The organism is Gracilinema caldarium DSM 7334 (assembly GCF_000219725.1).
Lineage (GTDB): Bacteria > Spirochaetota > Spirochaetia > Treponematales > Breznakiellaceae > Gracilinema > Gracilinema caldarium.
This window is the reverse complement of sequence record NC_015732.1, coordinates 2,687,960-2,701,725: the sequence shown is the minus strand read 5'-3', so window position 1 is coordinate 2,701,725 and position 13,766 is coordinate 2,687,960. Positions and strand designations below refer to the sequence as shown.

The 13,766-nt window shown below is 50.6% G+C and carries 6 protein-coding genes; 2 read left to right on the top strand and 4 right to left on the bottom strand.

Going from position 1 to position 13,766, the window contains the following annotated elements; all coding sequences use genetic code 11:
• Positions 1-82 precede the first annotated feature (82 nt).
• On the top strand, positions 83-2,692 hold the full coding sequence (locus SPICA_RS15010; RefSeq protein ID WP_013969794.1) for an ATP-binding protein: 2,610 nt from the start codon (positions 83-85) through the stop codon (positions 2,690-2,692).
• Here the strand turns inward: SPICA_RS15010 and SPICA_RS15005 are convergent.
• Positions 2,666-3,907, bottom strand: coding sequence for a CapA family protein (locus SPICA_RS15005; RefSeq protein WP_169311885.1), 1,242 nt, complete (start codon positions 3,905-3,907; stop codon positions 2,666-2,668). The genes SPICA_RS15010 and SPICA_RS15005 overlap by 27 nt on opposite strands.
• Positions 3,908-3,918: 11 nt before the next feature.
• Positions 3,919-5,643, bottom strand: coding sequence for an NAD+ synthase (locus SPICA_RS12185; RefSeq protein ID WP_013969792.1), 1,725 nt, complete (start codon positions 5,641-5,643; stop codon positions 3,919-3,921).
• Between the two features lie 104 nt (positions 5,644-5,747).
• On the opposite strand from SPICA_RS12185, the gene SPICA_RS12180 reads away from it, so the two are divergent.
• Positions 5,748-6,413 carry a hypothetical protein gene (locus SPICA_RS12180; RefSeq protein ID WP_013969791.1) on the top strand — a complete coding sequence of 222 codons (666 nt, stop codon included), beginning with the start codon at positions 5,748-5,750 and terminating at the stop codon, positions 6,411-6,413.
• Between the two features lie 18 nt (positions 6,414-6,431).
• Here SPICA_RS12180 and SPICA_RS15000 read toward each other — a convergent pair whose 3' ends face one another.
• Together SPICA_RS15000 and SPICA_RS15660 are read right to left on the bottom strand one after the other, a co-directional pair.
• Positions 6,432-8,660, bottom strand: coding sequence for a methyl-accepting chemotaxis protein (locus SPICA_RS15000; protein ID WP_013969790.1), 2,229 nt, complete (start codon positions 8,658-8,660; stop codon positions 6,432-6,434).
• A gap of 163 nt (positions 8,661-8,823) precedes the next feature.
• On the bottom strand, positions 8,824-13,242 hold the full coding sequence (locus SPICA_RS15660; protein ID WP_013969789.1) for a phosphoribosylformylglycinamidine synthase subunit PurQ: 4,419 nt from the start codon (positions 13,240-13,242) through the stop codon (positions 8,824-8,826).
• Positions 13,243-13,766 lie beyond the last annotated feature (524 nt).

The following is a 13,766-nucleotide window of genomic DNA, read 5'->3' as shown; positions in this document are numbered from 1 at the left end:
CTCTAGTATACTAAGAGTATATTGATAACCCTAAAAGGGTAGGTAATAATTACATGAGTATATAAAGTGTCCAGGAGTATTCATGCGTCTCATATTTTTTTTAAATGTCATGTCCTGTTTTTTATACCTCTTTCTTGGCATTTTTGCTTATTTTTTCAGGCGAAATGATCGGACTTTCCGCCGAACACCGCTCACTTTATTATTTATTTTTCTTTCACTTCTTTTCGCCCTTGGGACCTTTGCGAATGGTTTTTTTATTAGCGCTACCTCAGCATTAGAAGCAAGGCTTTGGTTTTTATCTTTTTCATTTATCTGGTATGTTGCACCACCACTCTTTTTTATTTTTTGTCTACTTATTACGGGTATTACTTTTAAACTCTGGTTTTTTATATTCCTTGCTCCAGCACTCTTTATTACTATTGCACAATTATTACATCCCCAGGCTGTTTTACTCAAGGTTGTCCCTGTAGCTCTTGGTTGGCACGCTGTTTATAATGAAGGTTCTCTTTGGCATTGGGTTAATGTGGGCAATTATACTTTTTTGGGGCTCGCAGCTATCCTCATTCTTTTTATTAGAGGACTTTGTCAGAAGGATGAACTGCAGCGTAAGAAAGCTTCCATTATACTCTATTCTTTTATCCCAACTTTTTTAGGGACCTATATCACCGGGTTCCTTCTGAGATATGCCGGTTTCGAAAATCTGCCCCCCATGCTGCCGATCTTTTTAAGTTTCCTAGTGGCAGGCTTAGCCTGGGCTCAGTTCCGATATGATTTGCTTTCATTTACAAGCCGTGAAGTATCAGAGAGGATTCTGCAAACAGTTTATGATGTAGTAATGCTTTGTAATCCAGATGGCAGTATAATTGATTGTAATGTAAGCAGTTTTCATGAGGATTTACGAGGAAAAAGTATATCAATTTTAATTCCTGAAGCAAATCCACCGCAGGTATGGCTTCAAAACCATGCCTATACTTCAGAGACACATACCTTTGAAGTATCTTTTTATTTTTCATCAACCCGTATTAGCCCCGCATCAATGATTATACGAAAACTCTTTGCAGGACAAAGCCTTTCTGGCTATATTATTATTGCTCATGATCTCAGTGCTGAAAAAAATCTCACCATGGAAGTCGATCGGCGTTTAGCAGTAACCGCCTCACTTCGCTCAATAGAAGCTAATTTTGTTCGAGCCTTTCATGTGAGTCCGGCAGGAATGCTAATTATCGAAACAGATACCCAGGTAGTATTAGATATAAACCGATCTGCCAGTGCAATGCTTCAGATACCTCCATCAGAATTGGTGGGATCCAAAATCACCCAATTAGGTCTTTCTATGGATGAACAAGCTTTTACGGTTTTTCATAATGCTCTTATTGCAAATCAAACTACCACAACTCAGCAAGTACTTATTATGAGAAGAAATGGTACGAAATTATATTGTCTTGTATCGGCCTCACCCTTTACATACATGGAAAAGAAGGCTGCCCTTGTTATCTTACTCGACATCACTGAAATTGAACAGTTACGCTCAGAATTAGAACGGAGCCAGAAATTAGAATCCATTGGAATCCTTGCAGGGGGAATTGCTCACGATTTTAACAATATCATGACTGCAATATTAGGTAATATTAGTCTCGTAAAGCTCAGTCTTTCCGAGACTGATGAAATATATGATGCTATAAACCGAGCTGAAATAGCCTGTTTCCGCGCCCGAGATCTGTCTCGGCAGCTTTTAACCTTTGCTAAGGGTGGGGAACCAAGTCCAATACCTACGGATGTTCCCAAGCTGGTACGGGAAGCCTTGCGGTTATCTGCTGCGGGTAGTTCGGTTGCCGCTTCGATTACTATAGAAGATGCCATTCCCTATGCTTATATTGATAGTGGTCAGATTATTCAGTGTTTCAACAATATCATTCTAAATGCTATCCAGGCTATGTCAAAGGGCGGTGTCTTATCTATCCGTATTAGAAAAGAACTCGTAAATGATCCGAATAAACTTAAAATACAAGATAAATACTTTCCCCTTTTACCCTCATCTGGTGAATACGTCGTAGTAGAATTTAAAGACTCTGGGCCTGGTATTCCAGCCTCGCTGCTGGAAAAGATATTTGATCCCTATGTGTCGACAAAACAAAGTGGTTCAGGCCTTGGTTTAGCGATTACCTATTCTATACTCAAACGCCATGGCGGTGCTATCGCGGTTCAATCTGAGGAAGGTCATGGAGCTATCTTTACTATTTATCTGCCCCCGGCAGAAGAAGCCGAAGAACAGGCACCCTTTAGCAGGATACAATTTGCAAAAGGAAAAATACTCGTTATGGATGATGAATATGCGGTTCGTATGGTAGTAGAACGAATGTTGCGTCGCCTTGGTTATGAACCTACTGTTACAGCTAATGGCGAATCTGCCCTTGAACAATTTAAAAAAGCACACCATGAACAACGTCCCTTTTGCGCTGTAATTCTAGATTTAACCGTTGTGTCTGGTCTTGGTGGTATAGAGACTGCACAACGTATTCGTAAAATTGATCCAGATGTTCCACTATTTGTTTCCTCTGGTTATGCGGATGCGCCGGTTATGTCTGAATACCGGTCATACGGTTTTACTGGTGTTATTCCTAAACCTTATGGAATAGAAGAACTCAGTCAAAGATTGGCATCAATCTTAAGGCCCGATTCTAGCCTGCCTTGAAGCAGATAACACTGGACAGCGTACCTCCACACAGCCATCTGTACGGATATAACTGGTTGTGTTTAACTGTTGTAACCGAGAGACGATGAGGTTTTGAATCCGTTTTTTATCCTGTTCAGTGAGGATCCCTGGTCCATAGGTACCACGGATAATATGAATAGGCTCGTAAACTAGACGTTCAATTTTAAGAGTTGTGAGCATCTTTCGATACGGTACAAGCCCAGGAATAATTTTATGTATATTAATGATGGCAACCGCCGTGTCATAGGTTGCATCGTCCTTCATATCAAATATAAAATTACCCATAGAATAGAGAATAATTCCCTGCCGATACCACTCAGCCCCCTGGAGTACATGGGGATGGTGTCCCAGTATAGCCAACGCTCCCGCATCAATGAGCCGTCTTGCTAAAGCCCGGTCCGATTCCCGTGGAACCTGGTGAAATTCCTCACCCCAATGGAGGGAGACCAGAACGCCATCGGCAAGCTTGGTGGCCTGCTGTATGTCAGCAATAATGTCTGCTTCCCGAAGGACAGCCACACCGGCCTTCTCTGGTGGGCCATCCTCTGCTTCAACCACGCTCCAGATAGGTTCAGCATAAGCTAAAAAAGCAAGCCGTATGCCATTTCGTTCGAGAATAACTGGCTTTCTGGCTTCATGTTTCGAGGTTCCTGCACCGCAGGAAGCAATACCGAGCTGGTTCAAGCTTGCTATGGTATCCAGCAAAGCAAACGGCCCATAATCGTTCGTATGGTTATTCGCCAAGGATACTACATCAAAGCCGGCATAGTTAAGTCCAAAGAGTGAAGCCGGATTTGCCCGAAAGGTCACCTCCTCAGGTTTTCCCGGGTAGGGTTTTCCTCGAAACGAAGCAGGACATTCAAGATTGGCAAAGGCTATGTCCGCAGTCTTTATAGATTCCGGTACTAAGGAAAAAGGAACCTGCCAGGATTCTCTTTGTATTACCTTATCTACTGTGCGAGAAAGCATGATATCCCCCACCACTGCCAGGGTAAGACGGGCTTCTCTGTTTTGGTTTTGGGGCTCCTGGGGTAATTGGGTTGATAGCACCAGAGCTGCCGGCTGCGACTGAACCGTGCCTGCCGGTATAGTGCTGTTAGTTTGCCCTAAGACCGCCGCAGGTGTCAGGACTAAGGTGATGATAAGGGCGAGAGCTACCAGAAGACATTGTTTTAAGCCATGACGTTTTTCCATCAAACTGTTCATCACCCTTCGTAAATACTTCGCGCAATGGGCATGCGCCGGCCCATGCCAAAGGCCCGTTGGGAGACCTTGAGTACCGGCGGAGCCTGGCGGCGTTTATATTCTGCCTTAGCCACGGTACGGATAATACGAGTTACCAGTTCTTCACTCCAACCCAGCTGAACAATTTCTGGTTTTGACAGATTGTCCAGAAGGTAGAGATTTAAAACCTCGTCCAGTTCTTCATAGGGCGGGAGGCTATCCTGATCAGTCTGATTGGGCCGCAGTTCCGCCGATGGGGGCTTGGTTAGTATCACCTCGGGGATAATCGGCTTTCTCCCTGCCTCAATTTCCCGCTGGTTAATACGCCTGCAAAGTGCGAAAACTTCCATCTTAAAGAGGTCCCCGATAGGAGCGAGGGCTCCCGCCATATCGCCATACAGGGTACAGTAGCCCATGGCCAGTTCGCTTTTGTTGCCGGTGGTAAGTAGCATTGAATCGAACTTGTTAGAATAGGCCATGAGGAGAGTCCCACGAATGCGGGCCTGAAGGTTTTCCTCCGCAAGGTCAAAGGGGCGACCTTCAAACACCGGTCCCAAGGTGTTCAAGTAGGCTTCGAAGGCTGGTTCTATGGGTAACATATCATAACGGCATCCCAGGTTTCGGGCCAGCTCCTGAGCATCATCCTTCGAGCCCTGGGATGAAAACCGGGATGGAAGCCCAAAGCAGCGGACCTGCTCAGGACCGATAGCCTGAACCGCCAGGTATGCCACCAGGGCTGAATCGATGCCCCCCGAAAGTCCTACATGGGCCCGCTTAAAACCGCATTTTTGCATGTACCCCCGGATACCAAGCACCAGGGCTTTTTCTATGGTGTCGAGTTCTTCCGCTGTAGTCACAAGCCCCGGTCTTCCTATTCCAAGTGTTCCATGTAAGGAACGAAGAGGTGTATCAGATTGATGTATACCCTCTGTATCCCAGAACAGGAGGTCCTCTTCAAAACCTTTTGCCATGGCGGTGAGCCGAGGCGCTGTTTCCCCCGCTCCCACCCCCGGTTCCATCACAAAGGACCGGCCGTCAAAAATAATGGAATCGTTTGCCCCCACCGCATTGATGTACACAATCGGCACAGTGCCCCGACGGCTAATCTTTTCAGCCAGGGCTAGCCGCTGTTCCATTTTATAGGCATAGTAGGGCGATGCAGAGGGCACTACCAGTATGGAAGCCCCCTTATCGAGCAGTTCCCTGATGGGATCCACCGGGTAATGAGTTGCAGTAGTCGATTCCCGCCACATATCTTCGCAGATTGCAATGCCGATTCGGTTTCCTTTAAAGGTAAAGATGTTTCGTTCCTCGGCGCTTTCAAAATAACGGGCTTCGTCAAACACATCGTAGGTAGGAAGCAGAGTCTTTTCCTGCTCAAAGATGACCTGCCCATTCTGGATAATGCCGAAGTTATTGCTTAATAATTTTCCCCTACCGCTCCGATTCCGACTGACGTAGCCCACACCGACCGTTATACCCTCAGGTAATTCCCGCTGAAGCTGTCGTAATGCACGGATAGAACCTTCCGTAAAAGAATCCTGGTCCAGGAGGTCCATAGGTGGGTATCCACAGAGCACCAGTTCGGGAAAGAAAACCACATCAGCTCCCTGTTTTTGAGCTTCTCTTGTAAAGGAAATGACCTTGTTGGTATTTCCCTCAAAATCACCAATAATTGAATCGATTTGAGCAATGGCTATACGCATATCCCCATTGTAATGTTTTTTTTATTCAATTTTCTACTGATGTACACCACTTTTAATCCAAGAAATCATTGCGGAAATATAAATAGTTTTATACACTCAAAAGCATGACTCGAGGTATTTTGATTGTCGGAAACACAGCACCCCTTACCCTCGCATTGAGCCAGGAAGCTGCCAAACGGCTTGAATCCCACGGACTTGCATTGCTGGGCAATCCTGAACCGGATAATCCAATGCAATTCCCTCCACCCCCCGCTACCATACCCCTGATCTGGACGCCCGGAAGTTCCATCTCGGCCCGGACTCTTTTGATCTCTGCTGAAAACCGGTTTTCCCGGATCGATGAAGTGCTCCTTGTTCTAAGCCCGCCTACACTCCGGATTCGTCCGGATCAAATTGATACAGCCCACATTTCTCCCATGATAGATGATTACCTAAAGGGCTGGTATTACCTCGTCCGGGAGCTCTTCCGTTATTACCGTCAACGGAAAGAGGGCACCCTTGCACTGGTTCTTTCAGAGGCTCCGCTCGTTACGGAAAAAGAAGAAAGCCCGGATATGTTGGGTCCCGTTCTGGGATCCGCATTCCGCGCCTTTATGCAAAGTGTTTTGGCTACTGCAGTTACCAACCCTTTCCGTATTCTAGGTTTTACCGTAAACGATTCGAGCCAGCATGAGGACTTTGCCGAATTTATTTTCAAGGTCCTCGACGATGACACTAAACGGGACACGGGCAAACTGCACCGTTTCGGCAAGCTGAACCTGTTCAGATAACTGTTTCGGTACCCCTTTTTACACCTTAAACCGCTGTACCAGGTTCTCTACTTGGCGAATCGTCTGGGCGTTTTTAGTGGTAAGGCCATTAATATGCTCCATTGCTTGGGCAATCTCCTGCGCACCCTGGGTAATTTCCTGGGTCGCGTCTTCGATGTTTCGAGTGCCCTGCATGAGGTGGCTCATCTCATCGTGTATGGTTTGGCTCCCGATCCGAATTTCTTCGGATCCAGAACGAATTTCACTGGTAATCTGGTTTAATTCCTTCATTGCTACCAGAACTTGCTGGGACCCCTGCTGTTGTTCATCCATGGCATGCTTTATTTCCAGCTCCTGGTCCCCGACTTTTCGGATACTATTAAATACACTATCCAGTTTTTGTTTCGCTTCTGCAGTACTGTTTACAGCCTTCTCGATAAGGTTTTTCATATTTTGTAGTACTGAACCGATGGTTTTACTCTGTTCATTTGCATTTTCAGCAAGTTTTCTAATCTCCTCGGCAACTACAGCAAAGCCTTTGCCTGCATCCCCTGCATGGGCCGCTTCAATCGCCGCATTCATAGACAACAAATTGGTCTGACTTGCAATGGTTGCAATGATAGAGTTTGCTTCCATCATACCTTCGCTGGCTTTTTCAATTTCAATGATAACCGATTCAACCGTATTAACCAGCTCTTTCCCCTGATCTGAGTCCTGCACTACCTGGGATAGGGTTTTCTGATTACGGCTGATATTTTGAGCTACCGATCCTATATTTGCAACCATTTGTTCTATGGCACTAGACGCCTGAGTCAGGTTAGCCGCCTGGGTTTCAATCATCTGCAGGAAGGATTGGATATTTCGATTAATCTCTTCTACCGTCGCCATCGTTTCGGTAACACCAGCGGATTGATCAATAAGTTTATCCTTCACCTGCGTTGTGTTTCCTGATATTTGTTTTGCAGACGCCGCAGACTCGGTGACATTTGTTTGCAGTTCATCTCCCAATAGTCGCATTTCATCGACCATCGACCTAATGTTGGACACTATAGCATGGACCTGTGAAAGAAATTCATTAATAAATCCCGCCATCTCGCCAATTTCATCATTACTTACAAAAGTTAGTCGTTTTGTTAGGTCCCCTTCCCCCAGGGCTAAGGCTTTAATAGCCTCTCGGGTTTCCTGAATAGGCTTTATAATAATCCAGTTGATAAGGAAAATAAGGACCAGAATAATAAAAATGGATACCAGGATGATTGCCAGGCTATATTGGATTATGGCAATATTGAGATTGTTGAAGGTTTCTTTATCAGGAATGGCAAAGGCAAAAATATAGCCGAAATTGGTGTATCCATAATAAATAGTATGGGAATCCCCATTTATATCAATTTTCTCTATGCTGCCAATAGTATCTGGAGGTAAGTCCTTTCTAAGTTTTTCTGCCCAAGGCAAAACCGCTGCAGTTTCCGTTTTCGCATCGGAATGGTTGCGGTAGAGGCGAAAGATTTCATCATGATTTTGAGAATACAGATAACGATTGGTTGCGGGGTCTAACACGAAAAGCTGAGAATGCTCAGTGATTTTTACATCCTTAAGAAGTGTTTCCAGAAAACCCAAGGTCAGGTCCGCCGTTGCAACACCCAGAATCCGGTTATTCGTATCGACCATAGGACAGTTTACAGTGATATAAATGCTACTTGTACGTTTTTCTGATGGTATATCGGAAAGAGTTTGACCCTGCAACAGGTACAGATAGGGTTTTGTGATTGTGTATTCCTGAGGCAAAGGAGTATGGCGATCATGTTCTAAAGGCAGGGCTGCGGTGTACCAGTCTTCAACTGTATAATTATAGTTGATGTATGTATCATCGAACTTAAATTTTCCCTCGTTGTATATGCCATAGAGACCTAAAAAATCATATCCGGGAATAACTCCCTTATCATAAAAAAGTCCCCCTCCTGCGAGTGGTTTGAATTGCAAGGTTGACAACAAAAGATTGATGGCCTTTTCGGTGCTGATACCTTTTGGGTTCTGAAGGGCTTCTCCTATGATCCCGCCGATTTTCCCAAGGGTCCTTGCGGTAACTAACTGGGTTTCGGTGTAGCTATTAAAGTCCTTTATATAGCTAAGGATGGTAAGACGCATCTTTTCATGTATTTCTTTTTTCGTAGTATTGGAAAAATTCAACAGGTTAACCAGAAAGGTTATACTAAAACTGAGAACCAGAACAAACAAAATGCTTATGGTAAATTTCTCTTTTATTTTCATGTGTAATCCTCCAAATATCAAGGTTTTGGATACAAAAAAACAAAAATAGCATAATTGTCATGATAATAAACGAATTATGCTATAATTACAATAAAAACAGATGATTCTTAAGCCTTTCTAAAATGAATATGTATAGATGAACCTCATACAGGGAATCGTAACCCTACCCAAAGTACCGTACCCCGGCTTCGAAAATCCGCTGTTCCTTGTTCCCCGGGATATTCACATGTACATAGGTTCCGCAACGCTCACTGTGGCCCATTTTCCCCAGGATACGGCCGTCGGGGCTCGTGAGGCCCTCGATAGCCCAGGCTGAGCCGTTTGGATTCCAGGGTTCTGCCATAGTTGGGAAGCCCCCTTCATCAATATAACAGAAGGGAACTTGACCGCGGTTAAAGAGCTCTCGGGCCAGGTCCTCAGCTATGGCGATTCGCCCCTCGCCGTGACTGACCGGTATGGTGTGGACTGCCCCGAGCCGTTCCAGACTGAGCCAGGGGGACAGGTTCGACATCACTTTGGTCTGGACCATCCGGGAAATATGGCGGCCCAGCTTGTTAAAGGTCAGGGTCGGCATATGCTCATCCGCATCCCGGAATTCACCATAGGGTACGAGCCCCAGTTTGATGAGCGCCTGGAAGCCGTTGCAGATGCCGATGATAAGTCCGTCCCGCCTGTCAAGGAGATCCTGCACCGCCTGGCGGACTGCAGGAGCCCTCAATGCATTGGCGATGAATTTCCCCGACCCATCAGGCTCGTCGCCGGCGCTGAAACCTCCCGAAAGAGCAAGGATCTGGCATTCCCGGACAGCCGCTGCGAGCTCCGCCGTGGACTCAAGCACATCCTGCCGGTCCCGGTTGCGGAACAGTACCTGCCTTGTTTCAGCGCCGGCTCTGCGGAATGCCCGTTCCATGTCCCACTCGCAGTTGGTTCCCGGGAACACCGGCAGCACCACGAGCGGCTTGGCTCCCCTGAGCTGGGCCGGTGCGTGGCGCGGTACTTGAGGCTCCCGGGCCGGTGCGTGATATATCGCTTCGCTCTGCTTCGCCGCCTTTTCCTGCAGGGGCATGGTACCGGAGGCGGCCTTTATCTGGGCCGCAGTTCCCGCCATGGTTGGCGGTGCCGTCTCCCTGGTCCGGTCCCAGAGGCCGATATCAAGCCGTTCATCCTCATCCCCTGCTTCGGCCGCACTGATGCCGGTGGATGTCTGAGGATAGACATTGAGGAGGGGATACTCCCAGGCCCGGCGCAGTACCGCCAGGGGATACTCGGCCACCCGGAGGTCCGGGGCATCATCCGCCAGGAGGGACGCCGGGTCCCCATCATCAAGTACGATCCTGAAGATAGGCTCATCAATAGTACGCCCTAGAATGGCCCAGCTGCCCGCTTCGGCGAGGATCGCTTCGGTACTACGGGCACAGCTCGAGAAGGCCTTTTCATCCAGCTCGATAATGACCGACCCCTGATACCAGTCCGGGTCAAAGAGTCCTTCGCTGTAGCCGTTGTACTCAAGGCCGGTCATGTTCCCGAAGGCCATCATTGCCAGGGTGGTGGCGATGCCCCCGGCCTGAACCGGGTAGGCCGACCGTACCAGCTCAGCTTCCGAAAGGGCCCGCAGGGTATTCATGTTTGCTTTGAAGTTGTCCCATTCGTCCTGAGCCGTTTTCCCCTGACCAGCCTTTCCCCCTTGTGCAGGTGCAGGCCTTTCTTGGGACTGCTCCTTGTGCGGCACCGGATTTCCCTGGGCAAGGAGCACCAGCGTAGAGCCTGTTTTACTGCTCAGGGCACCGGACCGGATCTGTTCTACGGGGCAGACGCCGGCGGCAAAGGCGACGAGGGTCGGTGGAACCTTCAGGTCGATGCCCCGTTCCGTATCGATATAAGACCCCGACATGGAATCTTTGCCGCCGATCGCCGCTACCCCCAGTTCAAGCTGGGCTTCCAGGGCGCCGAGCAGGGCCGCCAAGGGCTTTCCCCAGGCTTCAGCGCTCGTGGTCCGTTCAAAATATTCCTGGAGCGATAGCCGGGCCTGCCAGGGATTCCCGCCGAGGCAGGCAAATTTGGCCAGGGCTTCCCGGATAGCGCCCTTGGCGGCCCGGTAGGGGCTAATAACCGCCAGGTCCGGGTTATAGCCAAAGGTCATGAGGCTCGCAGTAAGACATTCCTTATCGAGGGCCGGCAGGAGGGCGGCCATGCCGCATTCAGGGGTACCCTGTTCACGGCCTCCCCAGGGGAAGAGTACCGAACCCGCCCCGATGGAACCATCAAAGCGTTCCTGGAGGCCCCGGCGGCTCCCGGTGCGGAGGGAGCGCAGTTCCCGTTCCAGGTTTTCGAGCATGGTGCGGGCGGAGATATGGCTGGCTTCGGCCGCGGCAGAAGCAGGCCCTGCCGCAGTAGGACTCCCCCCGGCAGGACCCGTCCCGGCACTTTGAGCCCCGGCTTTCCCAGCCACTGCTGTCCCGGCCCCAGGAACAACCCTGACCCGGGCACTGCGGCGGGCTCCGTTGGTGTCTAAAAAGCTCCGCTCCAGGTCTACCACCATCTGGCCCCGCCAGGTCATTCTGAGGCGTCCCCTGTCGGTAACGGTGGCTACCGGTACGGCGGTAAGGTTTTCCGCCGCCGCTGCGGCAATAAAGGCCGCAACATCCTCCGGGGCCACCACCACAGCCATCCGTTCCTGGGACTCAGAAATGGCAAGTTCTGTTCCGTTAAGTCCCGCATATTTTTTCGGCACAGCATCCAAATTGATGTCGAGTCCCTCGGCCAGTTCGCCGATGGCAACCGAAACGCCGCCAGCACCAAAGTCATTACAACGTTTGATGAGCCGGGTCACCTCGGGCTTTCGAAAGAGCCGCTGGAGCTTCCGTTCTTCTACCGGATTTCCCTTCTGGACTTCTGCCCCGGCTTCTTCTACCGATTTTCCCGTATGGACCTTGCTGGAGCCCGTCGCCCCGCCGATGCCATCCCGGCCGGTTTTCCCGCCTACGAGGAGTACCACATCCCCTGGCTGGGGCTCTTCCCGTCGGACCCAGACTTCGGGCACCGCACCGATAACGGCTCCCAGTTCCATCCGTTTTGCCGCAAAGCCAGGATGGTAAAATTCGGCAACCTGCCCTGTGGCAAGTCCGATCTGGTTTCCATAGGATGCATAGCCCGCCGCGGCTTCCCGGGCGATCTTAATTTGAGGCAGTTTCCCGGGGATAGTAGCCAGGAGGCTCTGTCGGGGATCGGCGCCGCCTGAGACCCGCATAGCCTGATGCACATAGGCCCGGCCCGACAGGGGATCCCGAATGGCCCCGCCGAGACAGGTGGCGGCCCCACCAAAGGGTTCAATCTCGGTAGGATGGTTATGGGTTTCGTTTTTAAACATGAGAAGCCAGGGCTCACTGGTCACGCCGCCAACACCGCCAGCAGCGCCAGCAGCGCCAGCGCCGCCAGCAGCGCCAGCGCCGCCAGCAGCGCCAGCCCCGCCAGCGCCGCCAACACCGCCAGCGCCGCCAGCAGCGACCGTGCCGCCAGCACCGCCAGCACCGCCAACACCGCCAGCCCCCGCAAAATGGGCGGTAACCCTGATTGAACAGGCGTTGATTTCCGCCGATTCTTCCAGGTCCTCAAGTTTCCCCTGCCGCTTCAGGGCCTTAGCCCCGATAGTCGCCAGGTCCATCAAGGTAACCGGCCGCTGGGCGGAGCCCGCTTCACCGTACACAGCCTGGCGGGTTTCGTTGTACCGATCCCAGGCCCGCCTGAGCGCCGCCAGTTCATCAACCTGAGATCCCTCTTGTCCCTCTGGCCCGACAAATTCCACTTCACGCAGTTCGGTGGTGAAAGTACTGTGCCGGCAATGATCGGACCAGTAGGTATCGAGCACCCGCAGTTCCGTTTCAGTCGGATCTCGGCCGATACGGGCGAAATAGTCCCGGCAGAACCGCAGGTCATCGATGGACATGGCAAAGCCGTAGGCTCGAGCGAGACTGGCCAGAGCCTGGTCATCGGACCGGGCAAAGCCCTCCACAACCGGCACCGGGGGCACCGTAGTTTCCGGATCCTCAAGACTCTCCGGCAGTTCTAAAGATGCTTCCCGGCTGTCCACTGGATTGATGATATACTCTTTTATTGATGACAGGATTTCCGGTGTCAGGGGCTCCGATTTCAGGGGCTCTCCCGCAGTTTTGAACAGGTAGACCCGGGCTGAACGGACCCGCGGACGAACCCCAACGGCGAGCTCCACGCACTGTTCTGCCGAATCGGAACGCTGGTCATACTGGCCCGGCAGATATTCTACCGCAAAAAACTGCTCCCCCGGCTCAGCTGGCACCGGGGTCTGCACGTAAAACCGGTCGCATTGTCCCTCTGCAAATACCAGCACACAGGCCCGATGAAACTGGTCTTCGGTAAGGTGGGCCACATCATAGCGATGCAGAATACGCACTGACTCAAGCCGAGCGAGTACAGGGTAGCGGACTCCGAGAAAGGTGACAATATCGTGCTTAAGATGCTGGGCTTCTATATCAAAACCAAGACGTTTTTCCACATAAACACGCAGTATGTTAGTATGGTCTGACTGCCGGGTTGGAGTCTCTTGCATGGGGCGCTCCTTGTTATGTACGAGGTAGGTTTGTGGCAGTGTAGCGATTTTTAAGGAGGCGGACAAGGATGCCCTGCAGGAATAAACGCCAAATATCTCTATGACTGTATGTCTTTATTCCGGGCGCATCTGCGGAGGGGCCGCGCAAGGCACCCAACCCTAAGCAATAAGCTGGACCCGGCGGCCCTTCCGCAGACCGGGTGCTTACTGCAATCTCCGCCGCGGTTCCCCTCACCGACAGCAGGGTTTCCTCCGGAACCCCTGCCAGCCAAAGGCGATGTATCCGCCTTTGGCTGCCCGGCCCCAGCGCAGCGGAGGCTTTCCGTGCGCCCCCTTGCGCTTTTAATCCAGCGCCTGGGCTGACCGGAAATGGTAGCGGGGGGTGGCGTGGAGAACCTAGGGAACTAAAGGGCCCCTATGGCTTCGGCCCGACAGTGACGTCGGGCCCACCAAGGATCCGCAGAACTCGGTTTGCAGAGTTCTGCGTCAGCACGGATGCTGCAGCATGGATGCTGAAGCACGGA